At 51.5% G+C, this 14782-nt stretch carries 20 protein-coding genes; all 20 read left to right on the top strand.

What is annotated here, in order from left to right:
* Positions 1–252: type IV secretory system conjugative DNA transfer family protein (locus C4542_00545; protein RJO63169.1), on the top strand; the 252-nt coding region annotated here is incomplete at its 5' end.
* Between the two features lie 31 nt (positions 253–283).
* Positions 284–1102 carry a S1 RNA-binding domain-containing protein gene (locus C4542_00540; GenBank protein RJO63166.1) on the top strand — a complete coding sequence of 273 codons (819 nt, stop codon included), beginning with the start codon at positions 284–286 and terminating at the stop codon, positions 1100–1102.
* 21 nt (positions 1103–1123) lie between these two features.
* Positions 1124–2968, top strand: a complete 1845-nt coding sequence (locus C4542_00535; GenBank protein RJO63165.1) for a fibronectin type III domain-containing protein — start codon at positions 1124–1126, stop codon at positions 2966–2968.
* Positions 2969–3001: 33 nt separating this feature from the next.
* Complete coding sequence (locus C4542_00530) at positions 3002–4342, top strand: signal peptidase I (GenBank protein RJO63164.1); 1341 nt, start codon at positions 3002–3004, stop codon at positions 4340–4342.
* Positions 4343–4445: 103 nt separating this feature from the next.
* On the top strand, positions 4446–5114 hold the full coding sequence (locus tag C4542_00525; protein ID RJO63163.1) for a hypothetical protein: 669 nt from the start codon (positions 4446–4448) through the stop codon (positions 5112–5114).
* Positions 5115–5162: 48 nt separating this feature from the next.
* A complete protein-coding gene (locus tag C4542_00520; protein ID RJO63162.1) occupies positions 5163–5732 on the top strand; it encodes a hypothetical protein in 570 nt (189 codons plus the stop codon).
* A gap of 86 nt (positions 5733–5818) precedes the next feature.
* Positions 5819–6922 (top strand): DNA polymerase III subunit beta, encoded by a 1104-nt coding sequence (gene dnaN, locus C4542_00515; GenBank protein ID RJO63161.1) that lies wholly within the window; start codon positions 5819–5821, stop codon positions 6920–6922.
* 4 nt (positions 6923–6926) lie between these two features.
* On the top strand, positions 6927–7640 hold the full coding sequence (locus C4542_00510; protein ID RJO63160.1) for a hypothetical protein: 714 nt from the start codon (positions 6927–6929) through the stop codon (positions 7638–7640).
* A 302-nt stretch (positions 7641–7942) separates the two neighbouring features.
* The gene (locus C4542_00505; GenBank protein RJO63159.1) at positions 7943–8671 is read left to right on the top strand and encodes a hypothetical protein; all 729 of its coding nucleotides are present in this window, start codon (positions 7943–7945) and stop codon (positions 8669–8671) included.
* A 47-nt stretch (positions 8672–8718) separates the two neighbouring features.
* Positions 8719–9084 carry a hypothetical protein gene (locus tag C4542_00500; GenBank protein RJO63158.1) on the top strand — a complete coding sequence of 122 codons (366 nt, stop codon included), beginning with the start codon at positions 8719–8721 and terminating at the stop codon, positions 9082–9084.
* Between the two features lie 182 nt (positions 9085–9266).
* A complete protein-coding gene (locus C4542_00495) occupies positions 9267–9686 on the top strand; it encodes a HEPN domain-containing protein (GenBank protein ID RJO63157.1) in 420 nt (139 codons plus the stop codon).
* On the top strand, positions 9656–9991 hold the full coding sequence (locus C4542_00490) for a nucleotidyltransferase domain-containing protein (protein RJO63156.1): 336 nt from the start codon (positions 9656–9658) through the stop codon (positions 9989–9991). Before C4542_00495 ends, C4542_00490 begins: the two co-directional genes overlap by 31 nt.
* Entirely contained in the window at positions 9981–10217 is a 237-nt protein-coding gene (locus C4542_00485) for a YgiT-type zinc finger protein (protein RJO63155.1), read from the top strand. Before C4542_00490 ends, C4542_00485 begins: the two co-directional genes overlap by 11 nt.
* A gap of 177 nt (positions 10218–10394) precedes the next feature.
* Positions 10395–10637: a hypothetical protein gene (locus C4542_00480; GenBank protein RJO63154.1), complete on the top strand. Its 243-nt coding sequence runs from the start codon at positions 10395–10397 to the stop codon at positions 10635–10637.
* Between the two features lie 27 nt (positions 10638–10664).
* Positions 10665–10919 (top strand): hypothetical protein, encoded by a 255-nt coding sequence (locus C4542_00475; protein RJO63153.1) that lies wholly within the window; start codon positions 10665–10667, stop codon positions 10917–10919.
* A 160-nt stretch (positions 10920–11079) separates the two neighbouring features.
* Entirely contained in the window at positions 11080–11511 is a 432-nt protein-coding gene (locus C4542_00470; protein RJO63152.1) for a hypothetical protein, read from the top strand.
* A gap of 87 nt (positions 11512–11598) precedes the next feature.
* Entirely contained in the window at positions 11599–12513 is a 915-nt protein-coding gene (locus tag C4542_00465) for a hypothetical protein (GenBank protein ID RJO63151.1), read from the top strand.
* A 100-nt stretch (positions 12514–12613) separates the two neighbouring features.
* Positions 12614–12919, top strand: a complete 306-nt coding sequence (locus C4542_00460; protein RJO63168.1) for a DUF2958 domain-containing protein — start codon at positions 12614–12616, stop codon at positions 12917–12919.
* Positions 12919–13938 (top strand): hypothetical protein, encoded by a 1020-nt coding sequence (locus C4542_00455; protein RJO63150.1) that lies wholly within the window; start codon positions 12919–12921, stop codon positions 13936–13938. Before C4542_00460 ends, C4542_00455 begins: the two co-directional genes overlap by 1 nt.
* 247 nt (positions 13939–14185) lie before the next feature.
* Positions 14186–14782 (top strand): hypothetical protein (locus C4542_00450; protein ID RJO63167.1); only part of this gene is annotated, 597 nt, incomplete at its 3' end.

Here is a 14782-nt window from a genome sequence, read left to right as displayed (position 1 = left end):
AGGCAACGATATTTGCTGACCGACGACGAGATCATGCGGCTGCCGCAGGACAAAGCGATACTGATGATGTACCCGCACAAACCGCTGATGCTGAAAAAAATGGACTACACCAGGCACCCGCTGGCGAAACAAATGGAGATCCGGCCGGTGACGGAGTACACGCCGGAATGGAGAAAAACCGCCGGCGGACCCGGCAACGGATGGCAAGAAGGATTCAAGCCGGCAAGCCCGGACGGCTTCTGGGGTTTGTAAAAAAATCACAAAAATCAAAGGAGATGACGTTGTGGAAACGACAAAAAGAGTCTTTGTAAAAGACGTGTGGCCCGAGGTGTACGCATCGTACCAGAGCAGAGGCATTCTGCAATGGCCGGTCACCGGTGTGGAACAGCACACATTGAAAAACGGCGACATCGAAGAAGACGTTTTATGTTTAATTGTTTCAAGAGAGGATTCAAAAGGAATGATCCCGCTGCATGAAACCGGGATAACCGTGGACGAAAAACAGCATGTCAATCGCAGCCGGCTCGCCGCACTTTTGGGCCAGCCGGTGTCTTTCGTGGTTACCTACGTAAGTCAGCGGGAAGGGTTTTTCACCGCTTCCCGCAGCATGGCGATGAAAAAGATGGCGGCGAACATCTGGCCTTCGCTGAAAGAAGGCCAGGTTAGAACGGCTATCGCCCGCCGCGTGAAATTCCACGAGGCGGAAGTGGAGATAAACGGCGTGATAGCCAGCCTGCCCTCAAGCGAGCTGACCCACGCCAAACTGACCGACGCCCGGAAGATCGTTAAACCGGGCGACGTGTTCGACGTAAAAATAATAGGCGTTGACCATGATAACCAGAAATTGGTCGTATCGATTAAGGATTTCGTGCCCGACCCCTGGGCCGACGTCAAGTACGTCGAAGGTGGGATATACGCCGGCGTGGTCACCGGTTTCACACCGCGATACGGGATATTCGTCAATTTGGAGCCGGGCGTGGACGTGCTCTGCTGGCCGTTGAAGTTCGGCGAAGTCAAAAAAGGCGACGGGGTGAAAGTTGTCGTGGATAGGATTGACATGGAGAAACGCAGGATGAGCGGGAAGGTGAGGAGTGTTGTTTAGTGAAAGGAGTGGAACAAAAACGTGAAAAAACATAAAGTCCCCATAACGCTGCTTTTGCTCGCGGCGTTCATAATTTCGGCGGTCTGGTTTCTGCCCGGAAGGGCGGACGCAGGGCTGGCCTTGAACAGAATAACGGATAATTACAACGACTGGAACGACGGCACGAACCCCGGCCCGGTGTGGGTGACCTTTAACCTGAGCGAGCCCGTCAGCGCGAAATACATGAGGATATTGGTTTACGCCATTCCTCCGAATGCTGCCGACCCTGCCATGAATATAGACGAGGTGGGTTTATATAACGGCGCGACTAAACTGACGGGCTTAACGGCGCAATTTTCCAGTAGTATTCCACCTTATCACGGTTGGGCTGGAGTAGGCGCAAACAGAAGCGATAATTATACCTTTGGTCCCTCCGCCGGCTATCTTTTTGACGAGGACCATTATACAGGATGGCGCACAACTTACACTTATAATCGGACCACCGGCATTTGCACAAGCGCAAAAGGTTTTGAAGGGATAAAGATAGGCAATATTACTCAGCCGGTGACAAAAATCAGGTTTGACTTTTTAGCCTTGTACACGCGTGAGAACCCGATGGACTTTGAAATACAATGGAGCAACGACGACGCGGCGGACGTGAGCGACCCCAAAGGCAGCTCCAGGTGGTTTGGGGTAGACATACTGAACGATCATAGCACGGAATACGCTTACAAATCGGATGGAAGTAGATGCGGCGTCGTCGAGGGGAACGCGCTGAAAGAAGTGTATAATCCCGTCGCGCCCGTGATCAACTCCGCCGATACGTCAAGCAACTCTTACGTCGAGTTAAACGTAACCGTTTCCGACATGGATTACCTCCAGGAGCTGCTCCTTGAGCGCAGCGCGGACAATGCCAACTTTTCGCCCGCTGCTTTTACCGTCGTTTCCGCCGGCGGGGGCGTGATGGTAATAAGAGACTCCAACGTCCAGGGCAACTGCATGTACTACTACCGGGCCAAAGCCGAATACAACGCCGGCGAGACAAGCCCCTGGTCGAATGTGAAAGAGGCCGCCCTTAATCTCGAACCGCCGGTGATATCAGACGCGGTTCTAAGTGACGGGAGCGTTTACCTGACCGTTAACCTGCCGGGCGTCCAGGGATACCACTCTTGCCTTGTGGAACGGAGAAAATCTACGGGCGACTGGGTTGCTGTGCCGGTAACTGAAACATTAAACGGCAATGTTGTAACTCTGAGGGACATAGACATCGACAGGGACAGCCAGTACCTTTACCGCGTTAAAAGCAAGTACGGCGCGGACGGCGGCATTACGACCGCCTTTTCGAATGAAAGAGCAGTGTCCGTAGGCTACAGCGCCTCAAACGTAATAAAAGACATAAAAGCGACAGCCGGCAACTGCTCAGCGGAGGTCACATGGAACCCGGTGGCCGGGGCAGGAAAGTATTACCTCCAGCGCTCATCCGGCGGAGCGTGGGAGGCGGCAACAGAGCTCACGGCCACGTCCCACACCGTCGCCGGGTTAACGCCCGGCGCGACTTACCGTTTCCGGGTCAAGCCGGACAACGGCATGTACTCCCTGCCGGTGAGGATAAAGGTACCGGCGGAGCCTATGAAGCCGTCCGTTGACGTGGAAACGTCCGGCGGCAGAGCAACGCTGACGATGACCTGCCCGACCCCCGGCGTGACTTACAGGATAGAACGCGCCGAGAGTTTGGACGGCGACTATACTTTGCTGGCTGACAACTTAAGCGCCGGCGATTATGAGGAAACCGGGCTGGCGAAAAACGCCAAATACTGGTACAAAGTGACGGCGATAAAAGGCGCCGCGTTGTCCGAGCCGCAGATAAAAGCGATGAGGGTGAGGTAAACCCGACAACAACCAATATAAGGGGGTTTTTGGATGATCAAAAAACTCAAACTCGACTATATCGCCTGCGCTCTGGTTGTTTTGCTGATCCTGTTCATGGTTGTGACAGTGAACAAAGCAGGCTGGCGGTACGACGCGGTGAAGACCGCGAGCATGGGCCGAACCATCCCGGTTGGCTCTCTGGTGGTAACTATCCCTGTGGATTCTGCAACTGAAATTAGCAGCGGAGACATCGTTGCTTTTCGTCAAGAAGACAGCCGCATTTTGCACAGAATTATAGAAATAACCGTTGAAAACGGTGAAACGTTTTACAAAACCAAAGGCGACGCAAACGAAGATCCGGACGATATGCTCGTCGTAAGGAGCAAAGTAGAAGGCAAAAAGATCTTCCACGTGCCTTATTTGGGCTATGTGCTGGCGAAAACCAGAGAGTTGATGAACGTTGCCGGCGGTTTGCTTGCGCTCTGCGCCGACGGCGAGACAGGCGGCGGCAACCGGTTGAAAGCCGCGATAAGCGGCGGGTCGGCGGAGTTCCAGGTGACAACGCTGGCGTCGAAGCTGCCGGCGGTAAGAGGCTTTACTTCCGCGGCGGTTGCAAGCAGCGTCTATGTGTTCGGGGGGTATGGCGGCGGGTATCATAACGACATAGTGGAGCTTGAGCCGGCGACCGAAAACGTAACTAACCTGGTGTCGAAGTTGCCGACGGCGAGGGCGTACACGGCAGCGGCTGCAAGCGGCGGCAAAATATACGTGCTCGGCGGGTATGGCGGCGGACGTCTAAACGACATAGTGGAGTTTGACCCGGCGACCGGCGGCGTGGTAAACCTGGCGTCGAAGCTACCGGCCGCCAGACAGTCTGGAGCGGCGGCCGCGGCTGGTGGTAAGGTTTATTACTTCGGCGGATATAACGAGAACAGCTCACCCTGCAACGACATAATAGAGTTCGACCCGGCGGCCGGAACCGCGGTGATATTGACCCCAAAACTGCCCAGAACCGCGGTGTTCCTCTCGGCGGCGGCCGCGAGCAGCGGCAGGATATACGTGTTTGGCGGCAGATTTACGGATCAGATCGTGGAATTCGACCCGGCCACCTACACAGTGACCGACCTGGCGTCAAAACTGCCGACCGCAAGGGGCGACACGTCGGCGGTGGCGTTCGGAGATAAAATATATGTCTTTGGCGGCTACGAAGCGGGTAGTAAGTTTAATGACCAAATCGTGGAATTTAATCCGGCGACGAGTACTGTGGTTGTTCTCAACGCAAAATTGCCGTTCGCCAGGTGCACCACGTCGGCTGCGATGTCCGCCGATAAAATGTACGTGATTGGAGGCTACAACGGCGCTTACCTGGATGAAATTGTTAAAATATACTAATCGTCTTTTTGTGAAAGAGAGCGTTTTCCGTGCAGGAGACGCTCTTTTGTTTTTTTATGGGGAAAGGGGGTAGGGAAACAAAAAATGGCGGCCGTCGTTAAACTTGCTACCGGAAAGAAAGCGCCGGGACGTTAAGCTTCGTAAGAAGAAGACGCTTTTAAAAAAAATTATTAAAAAAACAAGGAGGAAAAAATTAGTGTTAAAAAGACTGTTTTCCAAGAGAATCGTGCTTCTGGCCTCTCTCCTGGTGGCCGCGTTCGCAATCGGCGGGGGCTTGATCGCCTACTTCACCGACACTGAGACCAGCAACCTCAACAAACTGGACGCCGCGACCTTTGACCTGAAACTCGACGGCCAGGACGATCCCAACGTACCGGTATACATCAACGTAGCGGACGTCGTCCCGGGCAGCAACAACTTGTCTTCTCCCGCGACCGTCAACGTGCAGAACGTCGGCACCGTGGCCGGCGCGGCGTACCTTGAAATCGTAAACGTGGTCAACGCCCCGGGGACGACTCCCGACAACGAGCCCACCCCGGACAACGGCGAACTCGGCAATGCGACCACGCTGACCGTTAAGGACGGCGCGACGGTTATCGCTACCGGCACAGTCAATAGCCTGCCGGGGACGTCTTATGAGCTCGGCGCCATCGCCGCCAGCGGCAGCAAAGCGCTGACCGTGACATACGAAGTTCCCACCAGCGCCGGCAACGAGATCAACGACGACTCCGTCACCTTCGGTGTTCGTGTAACGCTTAACCAGATCCCCTAGAAATCTAAGATAGAGAGGCTTTAAGCCTCTCTTCCCCCAAAGGGGGAGGTGAATGTGCACAGAAAAAAACTATTAATAACAGTAATACTCATCGTTGTGGTCGGCAGCCTCATCGCCGGCTGTTTGGTCGCGTATTTCACCGATACCGAGACCAGCAACAACAACAGGCTTGCTCAGGCAAACTTCGACCTGAAACTGGACGGCCATAACGACCCTGACGTGCCGGTGTACATCGACGTGAGCAACGTAGTTCCGGGGAGCAACAACATAGACAACCCGGTCATCGTGCACGCTGAGAACGCCGGAGCGATAGACGGCGTTTTGTCTGTCATGGTGAAAGATGTGGTTAACGACCCCGGCGTGACGCCGCCCAGCGAACCTGATCCGGACAACGGAGAGCTCAGCGGTAGCGCGCTGCTGACTATCGAGAGAGAAGGCGTCGCCGTCGTCAGCGGAACGATAGACGCCCTTAACGGGTCTTCAATTTCCGCCGGCAACCTGGCGGCCGGCCAGATCGCCGACGTCAAGATCGTCTACGAAGTGCCGGCGGAAGTCGGCAATGAGATTATAGGAGACAGCGTGACATTCTCAATCGAATTCAGACTCGATCAAAATTAACCCTGGGGACCCCCGGGGTTTTCTTTTTTTTAAGAAAAAATATTTTGCGGGCAGTCTTAAGCGAACCCGCCGAAAGGAGTGTTTTTGTGAAAGTATCCGTAGGCAGAAATGATTTTCTACAGGCAATGCAAACAGTGGGGAGATTCGCATCGGCGAAAAGCCCGATACCGATCCTGGGCGGCGTAAAAATTACCGCCGGCGACGGGTGTTTAACAATCGAAGCGACGGACCTTGAAAAAGGCGCGACGATGCGAACAGCTGCGGAGGTAATCGAGCCGGGCGGGATAGTCGTCCCGGAACGCGTCACCACCAGCCTGTTCAACCATCTTGAAAACGGCATGGTATTTCTGGAAAAATGCGGTAACACGTTAAGAGTAAAAAGCGGCAAATCGGAAACCGTATTAAGCGGTTATCCGTCGGAAGAATATCCGCATCTGCCGGAGGTAAAGCCGGAAGAATGCGCCGCCGTCCGCGTCCCGCCGAACGTTTTCAAAAAAGCCGTAAGACAGACTGTCTTTGCAGCTTCTAAAGACGAAAAGAGGCCTGTATTCAACAGCGTCTTTCTAAAGACATCTGGAGCCAACATCGAAATGGCGGCGACGGACACTCACCGCATGGCCTGGTTTAAAACGTCTCTTGAGTCAGTCAACCAAGAAACGGAAGCGATTATACCATCTCAAGTCTTAAACGAAATATCAAAAATAATTAACGCTGAAAACAATATGGAGATTTTACTGTCCGATAAAAACGCTTACTTCAAGACAGGAAATATCAGTATAGTGGCGCGACTGATAAACGGCCAGTACCCGGACATCAATACCGTTATCCCGAAAAATCGCGCCGCCGGGTTCAAGGTATCGGCAAAAGAAATGCTGAGCGCCTTGAAGAGGGTGTTCGTGCTTTTAGACCAGGACGGTGCTCCGGTCAACATGACGGCCGGGCCGGACGGAATCGTTTTGCACAAAGAGAGCGCGTCGTGCAGCGCGCACGAAGAAGTGTCAGCGGAAACGCTTGGCGACGCCGGAACGGTGGAAATTGCCTTTTGCTGCAAATATCTTATCGAGGCGATATCGGTTATCCATACCGATGAAATCATAATCGGCGTGACCGGCGAAATGTCACCCGTAATAATCGAACCGGCCGGCGAAGAGGGTTATTTGTCTCTGCTTATGCCGGTAAGACTAAATTGAGGCGGTGATCAATATAAAACCGGACAAAACGATTTCACCGTTTTCATCGTTGTGCAACTACAGCATCATTTATGGCGCGCCGGTGGAGCCGATGGCCGCCAACCTGACGGACAGGGAGAAGGTAGCGGTGGAAATACTGGAAAACTGCGGCGTCGCCGCCGGGTTCCAGCTTGAGAGCCTCTGGCCGCCCAAGAAAGGCGGCCGGGCGCTCAAGAGGCTGGCCCGGTTCGGCGTCGTCTGGCGGCACAGGCTGGAGGGTGAGTACACCCTCAACATCTACACCATGCCCGGCAGCCAGCCGTCCGCTGACGAGTGCATCCGGCGGATGGCGATCGCGGAGCTGTACAGGAAGGCCAGGGAAGTGAAGCCGGCGAGCATAAAGCCGGCTGAGCCTCCGCTGGCTGGAATACTGGAACTCGGCGGCGCGGAGTTTCCCCTGCTGGTCGTCCGGCGTGGCGATGGGACCAGGCTGCTGCCGCAACTACTGAAGAACCTGCCCAGGCTGCTGGTTGTAGCCGAGCTTTCAGTTCCCTTTTCCTCGGGAGCGCAGCGGATTGAGCAGGTGTTCTTTCAGTTCCCTTTTCTTCGGGAGTGCGGTATGCGCATACCTTTGCGCGTTACAACGGACGAAAGGCTCATGGAGTTGCCTTTCAGTTCCCTTTTCTTCGGGAGTGCAACGGACAACACTTCTGACAACGCCTCGTCCCCTGTCCTTTAATTATACCACTTTTGGTAGAAGTGTCAATTATCAACGCCTGAAGGCGGGGGCTTGAGAAAGCAGTCCTGAGAGCCTTCGCTTTACAGGCGGGAGATTTGCGGGATCGGAAGCATTTAGTATCACTGATGCTTAAAGGACAGGGGATGTGTTGGGTTGCTATCGGCGGGCGACTGGAGACGATAAGGTACGCGCGTACCTTTACCCCCCAAAATGGTGTCCGAAAAAATCTTGAATAACCTATCCCGGCTTAAGCCATTCACCCGGTCAAACCGGGTTTTTCTTTTTATAAGTAACAAAAAACCATGCGGGCGATTCACAAAACAAAGCCCGCCGCAAAAAGAGAGAAAGGAGTGATCGCAATTCAAACCATATTCCCCAGCATCATTGCCGTAGCCGAAGAGCACGGCATAGACGCCCGGCCCCTGCCCAGGAAACAGGGAGAGTACACATCCCCATGTCCTTTCTGCGGCGACCGCGGCCGCCAGCGTCACTTGAGACTGAACAGCGAAAAAGCAGTATTTTACTGCTACCGTTGCGGCAGGAGCGGGGGCGTGGTGACGTTCAAATCGCTCCTGTCCGACAAAAGCGAAAACGAAGTGCTTGCAGATTGCAAGCGTAACAAGAAAAACGGCGGAGTCGAAACCCAGCCCGGCGACCCTTCTCAACGCTACCGCAAACATCCGGCTATGCGCCTGACCGGTTTCCAGTTGCGCCGCGTAGGTCTGCAACCAAAATCGCAGTGGCCGGCCTGGTGGCTTGAAGACCACGCCTTCGCCGCATGGTGGCTCAATGAAGTCTGGTCGCGCTGGCGCAGGCATCTTGAGTACCACCAGTACCATGCCGCTTTAACGATTTTAAGCAACGAAATCGACGGCGACCCGCAAAAAGCGGTGAAACAGGTAAAAACGTTGTCAAGCGAATTAAACGTTGACCTGTTGACGCCGGTGCTGAAGGCGCGGAAAGCGGCCATGCAGCCGAGGTGGTTTGTTGAGGCAAAGGAAACGGTAGAAAAGTTTAAAATCGGTATATAGGCCGTCCGGCGCGGCCTGCGAAGAAATCACGAAAGAAGGAAGGTGGTTTGGACGCAGGCCCGGCCGGGGGTCTGCGCTCATCGGAGATGCAAATGGCGTTGAAAAGAGATTTGGTTAACTACCCGGAGCCGCTGTGCGACGAAACGTATTTAGAACAGGCCGAACGTCTTGCTCAGGAATACGTAAAAAAAGTAAAAATGTTAAGAACCGGTCAAAGGGTTAAATTGACGTATTACCCGGTGAAACCGGTCGATTGGTCGCCGATGAAACCGATAGTGGAACGCCACGAGATAAGAAGCGATAGAGACAGGATATACCTTCGCGGCTTGGCGTACCTGGTGCCGGTGATGGAAATATGCAGGCGGAAAGATGATGTTTTTCTGCCGCCGCAAAAGATCAGGAAATACGCTTAGGATGACGGTAAAACTAAACTGCCCCGAGTGGTGTGTGCCGGGGCAGAGATCGAAACATCCGGGGGCGTCGGTGATAAGTGTAGACGGCAAGCCCGTCATATTAACTACCCCCAAGAACAGAATAGCGAAGTCCTAGGGGTAGTTGGGATGCTTGTAATTTCGCATTGAAAGGTGTAAAATATATGCATAAAAAATTCTGGAAGGATAAACGTAAATTGATTGACGATTGGCTTGAAATCGCATATGAAGATTTCGAAGTTGCCAACTATCTGTATCGTGAGCAAAAGCGATACCTGTATATGGCCTATATGTGCCAACAGTCAATCGAGAAAGCGATTAAAGCAGTAATTCAACAAAACGATAAAATTCCTCAAAAGATTCACAAACTTGATTTGATAGCAAAAGATGCTGATATCTGGAAGTTGTTGGGTGCACAACAGAAAAACTTCTTAAAAAGTCTTTCCATGTTTTATATTGCAACAAGGTATCCAGGGATTAGAGGAAAATTAAACAAGGATTTAACAAGTCAACGTGCCGCTTCACTTCTTAACTCCACAAAGGAGATGTTATTATGGCTTTGCAGATATCTTCGGAATTTGTAAGAAACTTATCTAATTATATAATGTCAAGCGTATTAGATAAGGTCAATCTGCAAAAAGTAATTCTATTTGGCTCATTTGCTAAAGGTACACAGCATGAGTGCAGTGACATAGACATTGCTTTAATATCACCGGACTATAGGGAATGTGATTATCTAAATGAGTCAGTAAAAGCAATGGATATTTTCGAGGATTTTGATGATAGAGTCGAACCGCACCTGTTTTCACCAGAAGAAATGCTTTCTGACGATGATGTTTTCGTTAAGGAAATTAAAAGAACTGGGATAGTTGTTTATCATGAAATGTGAATGTGGATCTTCCTTAGAAAAAACCACAAATTGCGAGCAATATAAAGTTGGAGACATGGTATTGGTTATTGCCAACATCCCAATGTTTGAGTGTCCATCGTGTCACGCATTTTATTATGATAATAATGTTCTAGACAGGATTGATGAAATAGTTGCTTCTATCAAAGAAAACGCTGATCAAAAAATAACACTGTTTGATTTCGAACTGGCTTGTGCCACGGCGTAAGTACCACTAAAAGCCTGAAGAAATAACTTTATAAAGAAAACGACCGGCTATTCGGCCGGTTTTTGCTTTGTCTTTGCTACTATCTTGGCGGCCTGGCCCGCCCCGGATTCACCAAACATTGAGGAGGTGAGAAAGGGCGGGCCGCCGGGGCCTGCCCTTTATAAGATGGATGAAAGAATGGTAGAAAAAATTGACGCCATCCGCGAGGGAGTAAATCTAATCGCCGAAGGCGTGAACACCTACGACAAAAACATTCATAAGGAGCTCAAATATGCGCTTGGGACGGTACATTCCGTGTTGCTTAATCGGATTGCATATGTTGTCCTGGAAGCGGTAGCCGAGCGATGCGAATTCGACGACCGGTTTTACCCGGTCATCTGCGACGCAGCCAGGTTGGTAAAGAAAACTAAAGGAGAGTGAGTGGTTATGCCCCGAACAACCCGGCGGATGCCTGGCGGATACATTGTTAAGAAAGTACCCAGTTCAGTGCGATATGTCCGGCAGCTAATCTCCTGCTACGTTGAAGTTGTTTGCGACTGCGGGAAAACCGTAGAATGCACCGGTTTTACCAACACCTGCGACCGGTGCGGCCGGGATTACAACTGGAACGGCACCCTGCTGGCACCGCGCAATCAGTGGGGTGAAGAAACCGGTGAGTGTGAAGCGGATATCTTGGGACCGTTGCTGACCAATGAATGGTAGTCGAAAAAAAACCTGGCTTCAATAGCCGGGTTTTCTTTTTTACCAACAAAAAATTAATGCGGGTAATTAAAACAAAGCCCGTTTTTAAGCGTTTTGGGTCAAGTTATTCAACCCAAACAAATAAAAAGGCCGGCGGGCTATAAACGCGGGAGGTGTTTTTATGAGCGACAACAATATCATAAATTCGCTCAAAAGGCTTGAACGTGCAGGAACCGAACATTCACGTGCTACCAAAAAATTGTTTGCAGCAGCAAGAGAAGTAGCGATTTTTATTGAAAACATAGCGCCTATTGGGGTACAGTTACCACAAGGATATGTGGTGAGAAAAATCAACTCCAATATTGGAAGCGAGAAGTTTTTAGTACGGGATGAGACCGATTACATTGATGGTATCGGGGGTTATCTACACAACGACTTTAGTTGTTGGATTCCGTTGCCAACACGAATCGCTGTTTTAAACTTCGCAAACGATGTATCTGCCGGGTTGCTCAACGAAATCGCTGATTTTCTCGTACAGCGCACACTAGAAGACGATACTGCGACGGCAACATTGCAAAAGCAATTAAAAGCGGTTGCGGATTGCCAAAAGTAAAGCGCAAAAATAATCAAGAAAAAGAGAGACTCCGTGCACAGCGCATCGGGGTCTCTCTTAAATTAACGGTAACGAGAGGGGCGTAAAATGTTAATCTCTGATGTAATAAACCAAACACTAAGTTATGCAAAAAGCAGAGGTTTTGCTCAAGAAACCCTGAAAGGGTATTCCACGTGCCTCCATCTAACACTAAAATATTTAACCAAACGAGGCATAAAAGAAATCGAAGATGTTACATACCAGATTCTAGAAGATTACATAAATTACTTAAAAGAGAGAAGTAGATTGGATTTTAAACCCGGGACAGTGTCGATTTCTACAATAAATAAGCATATTAAAGCAATCCGTGGTTGTTTCAAGTATCTACACCAAACCAAGAGAATCAAAGAGAACCCGTCTGAAAATCTTACTTATTTCAGAAGGGTTCAAAAAGTTATTAACAGTTTTTCTGTGGAACAGCTTCATGTCTTGCTTTCAGTAATACCGATAAATACATTTATCGGTCAGCGAGAAAGGCTGTTAATTTTAACGCTGGTTGATTGCGGATTGCGAATTTCTGAAGCGTTGGCTCTCCAGGTTAATAATATATTTTTTGATCAACATGTAATAAAAGTTTATGGTAAGGGCTCGAAAGAGCGTTTAGTGCCTTTTGGCCGGAATGCAGAAAAAGCCATGCGCCAGTGGATAATGGCGCATTCTCTGACCAATGAAGATCGGATTTTTTTTAGTCGCCGACGAAAAACCATTACCGGCTCTGGAGTTAGAATGCATTTGCGCCGATACGGCCGAAAGGCTGGTATTAAAAACGTCGAGGTGCGGCCTCACATATTTCGGCACACCTTCGCGGTCATGTTTCTAAGGAGCGGGGGAAACCTATTTATACTACAGCGGATAATGGGACACGTCTCGCTCGATATGACCCAAAGATATTGCAATCTTCTAATTGAGGATCTGCAAAAGGAACACAGGAAACATAGTCCTGGAGACAAATTAAAATGGTAGTCGAAACAAAAACCCCAGTTCAAGATGGGGTTTTTGTTTTTTTAGCAACAAAAATTAATGCGGGCGTTTAAAACAAAACCCGCCGAAAGGAGCAATGAAAGTGAAGCTATTAACAAAAAAACTGGAAAAAATGTTGCCGCCGTTGGGCGCAACCAAAAACCAAAGCGACCCTCTGGCAATAGCCAAGTTCTTCGCTCCCTGGACAAGTTGGACATGGTACGCGACAGAATACGATCCCGAGGAAAGACTATTCTTCGGTCTTGTTGACGGCTTCAAGAAAGAATTCGGCAGTTTTAGCTTAGATGAGCTTCAAGGGTTGCGCGGCCCCTCCGGTTTGCGCGTAAAGCGCGACATGTATTGGGAGCCCACACCGTCAAGCAAAATCCTGAGCGGGGAGGCGCGTTAATGGCCCGATTCGCATCAGAAGCCAAGGGAGGCTACTACCCCACGCCGCCGCGTCAGATGGAGCTGGTTTGCAGCCGTCTGGCTGTAGAACCCGGCAGTATAGTAAACCTGTTTGACCCCTGCGCGGGCGAAGGGGCGGCTTTAAGGCAAATGGCCGAAGATTTACGCGCCAAAGGAGCACGGCCGGTAACCTATGGAATTGAACTTGAGGTCGCCCGGGCCGAAAAGGCAAAGACGGCGCTCGACCACGCGGCGGCCTGCGGCTACGAAAGCATCCGCATGACCAACGGGGCGATATCGGCGATGTGGCTCAACCCCCCGTATTCAACCAAAGACGGCAAACGGGTCGAGACAAACTTCTTGCGCGATCTCACCGACAAGCGCCTTCAACCAGGGGGTTTGTTGATGTACTGCATCCCGCAGACCGTTCTGGAGGACTCGGCCTATTTGCTGGTCTCGCGATTCGAGAACATGTCTGTTTACCGGTTTACCGATGACGACTATCCCGTTTACAAACAGGTAGTGGTTTTTGGCTACAGACGGGCAAAACCAAACGCCGGCCCGGAAGCCAGAACGGAGCGTGAAACGCTGGTCGGCCTGGCTCGCGGAGGCCCGGATGTTTTGCTCCCTCTGGACGCCGGCGACGGAAAAACGTTTACCGTTCCACCGTCGGAAAAACCGGTGGACTTGTTCCGGGACAGCCAGGTTGACGCCGACGAGGTTATGGCGGAAATGCTTAAATCACGCCTGTTTGAGAAAGCGGAGGATTGTTTTCTCCCACCTTCTGCCAACCGGTCCCGGGTAAAAATCAAGACGCCCATCTTGCCGCTGAAACCGGCGCATGTAGGCATAGCTATAGCCTCCGGCGCGGCAGGCGGCAACCTGGGCACCCACATAGTCGTCGGCGCCACGAAAAAAGTAACGGAAACCTATGAGGAAAACGAAAATGTAACAATACGGATAGACCGTTACGTGCCGTCGGTAAAGATTTACTCGCCGCAGGGAATATTCAGCATTTAGCTATATGTCAACCACCCCTGACTAAAGTCAGGGGCTTGTCCTGGCGGGGACAAGGGTAACAGGCTGACTAGGCGGCACGATGTTGCAAGGGTTCACAGGGCTACCCAATCACTTCCGGATGTTTCGCCAGTCCGGATTATGTGAGGCAGAACCGCTCAATGCCGCGGCTGGCCAAGACCAGCCTAAGCCCTGTGGACGTCGCCAAAGCGACAATCACTCCCGCAAGGGAGAAAGGAGTATCCTCTTTATGTCTATGGAACCAAACAAGCAACCCAGGGTACCGGTGGTAAGTATAGACGGCAAACCTCTCATGCCTACCACACCGAGGAAAGCCCGCCTGTTAATGCGGGACGGCTTGGCGAAGCCCCGGAGGAACAAGCTGGGGCTTTTCTACGTACAGATGACCAAAGCGGTAGGCGAAGAGACGCAGATGACGGCTTTAGCCGAAGACCCCGGCGCGAAATACGACGGCGTATCCGTGGCCTCTCACAGGCGGATCGAGCTCAAAGCGATGGCTTTTCTACCCGACGGCGTTCCACAGAAGATGGAGACCCGGAGGAACCTGCGCCGGGCCAGGAGGCACCGTAACACACCTCGCAGACCGGCCCGGTTCGACAACCGGAAAAGGAAAGGCTACTGGCTGGCTCCAACACAGAAAAGCAAGGTGGAGTGCCGGCTGAAGGTGGTGCGGGAACTCTGCAAGATATACCCCATCCGGCTCATTATCGCCGAGGACGTGCGGTACAACCACTACAAGTACCGGGACGGCAAGTATTTTTCCACCGCGGAGGTCGGCAAAACCCTGACCTACCGGGAGTACAGAAAACTTGCCGAACTCAAGCTG

The organism is Dehalococcoidia bacterium, from assembly GCA_003597995.1.
In the GTDB taxonomy this organism is placed as follows: Bacteria; Chloroflexota; Dehalococcoidia; order Dehalococcoidales; family UBA1222; genus SURF-27.
The sequence above is the reverse complement of the archived record's forward strand: the minus strand, read 5'-3'. Positions and strand labels throughout refer to the sequence as shown.

Excerpts from the sequence above, each read along its gene's own strand:
- C4542_00465 (RJO63151.1), top strand. The coding sequence starts at position 11,599 with ATGTTAATCTCTGATGTAATAAACCAAACACTAAGTTATGCAAAAAGC.
- C4542_00495 (RJO63157.1), top strand. The coding sequence starts at position 9,267 with ATGCATAAAAAATTCTGGAAGGATAAACGTAAATTGATTGACGATTGG.
- C4542_00490 (RJO63156.1), top strand. The coding sequence starts at position 9,656 with ATGGCTTTGCAGATATCTTCGGAATTTGTAAGAAACTTATCTAATTAT.
- C4542_00485 (RJO63155.1), top strand. The coding sequence starts at position 9,981 with ATGAAATGTGAATGTGGATCTTCCTTAGAAAAAACCACAAATTGCGAG.
- C4542_00530 (RJO63164.1), top strand. The coding sequence starts at position 3,002 with ATGATCAAAAAACTCAAACTCGACTATATCGCCTGCGCTCTGGTTGTT.
- C4542_00470 (RJO63152.1), top strand. The coding sequence starts at position 11,080 with ATGAGCGACAACAATATCATAAATTCGCTCAAAAGGCTTGAACGTGCA.
- C4542_00455 (RJO63150.1), top strand. The coding sequence starts at position 12,919 with ATGGCCCGATTCGCATCAGAAGCCAAGGGAGGCTACTACCCCACGCCG.
- C4542_00505 (RJO63159.1), top strand. The coding sequence starts at position 7,943 with ATGCGGGCGATTCACAAAACAAAGCCCGCCGCAAAAAGAGAGAAAGGA.
- C4542_00475 (RJO63153.1), top strand. The coding sequence starts at position 10,665 with ATGCCTGGCGGATACATTGTTAAGAAAGTACCCAGTTCAGTGCGATAT.
- C4542_00480 (RJO63154.1), top strand. The coding sequence starts at position 10,395 with ATGGTAGAAAAAATTGACGCCATCCGCGAGGGAGTAAATCTAATCGCC.